Origin of the sequence: Hansschlegelia beijingensis, from assembly GCF_045505405.1 — a bacterium.
GTDB classification, from domain to species: domain Bacteria; phylum Pseudomonadota; class Alphaproteobacteria; order Rhizobiales; family Methylopilaceae; genus Methylopila; species Methylopila beijingensis_A.
Genome location: NZ_JBJKEX010000654.1, coordinates 1 through 758, shown reverse-complemented (window position 1 = coordinate 758; position 758 = coordinate 1). Strand labels below are relative to the sequence as shown.

Annotated in this window: 1 protein-coding gene; it reads left to right on the top strand. The window is 71.6% G+C overall.

Annotated features, from left to right (window positions below; translation table 11 throughout):
• Nucleotides 1-58 precede the first annotated feature (58 nt).
• A partial coding sequence (locus tag ACIKT0_RS19425; protein ID WP_407106904.1) for an AAA family ATPase occupies nt 59-758 on the top strand: 700 nt, incomplete at its 3' end.

The window sequence follows — 758 nt, the reverse complement described above, 5'->3', positions numbered from 1 at the left end:
GGAACGACGGGTCGCGCGTCGTGCGGAACGAAAACAGCGTCTCCGTCCAGTGATGCACATGCGGCAGCGGCTCGGGCTCGGCGACGCTCCGGTCGCGCTCGCGGCCGAGACCTGCGTCGAGGATATCCTGGCGACGCTGCGGGAAGGCCCGACGCCGCGGCTCGTGATCCTCGATTCGATCCAGACGCTCTGGACCGGCCAGGCGGAATCCGCGCCCGGCACCGTGACGCAGGTGCGCGCCTCGGCCCAGGCCCTGATCCGATACGCCAAGACCACCGGCGCCTGCGTGATCCTCGTCGGCCACGTCACCAAGGACGGCCAGATCGCCGGCCCGCGGGTCGTCGAGCACATGGTCGACGCCGTGCTGTCCTTCGAGGGCGACGCCGGCCGCGACTTCCGCATCCTGCGCGCTCAGAAGAACCGTTTTGGCCCGACCGACGAGATCGGGGTTTTCGCGATGACCGGCGGAGGCCTCGAGGAGGTGCGGAACCCCTCGGCGCTTTTCCTGGGCGATCGCGAGCCGGACGCGCCGGGCGCCGCGGTGCTGGCGGCCCTGGAAGGATCACGGCCCCTGTTGGTCGAGATCCAGGCGCTGGTCGTGCCGTCCAGCCTCGGCACGCCGCGGCGCGCCGTCGTCGGCTGGGACGGCGCTCGGCTGGCGATGGTGCTGGCCGTGCTCGACGCGATCTCGGAGAGCGCCTCGATCCTCCGGGCGCTCTCCGAGATCGCGTCCTCGACAAGCCGCGTGATGACGCGGC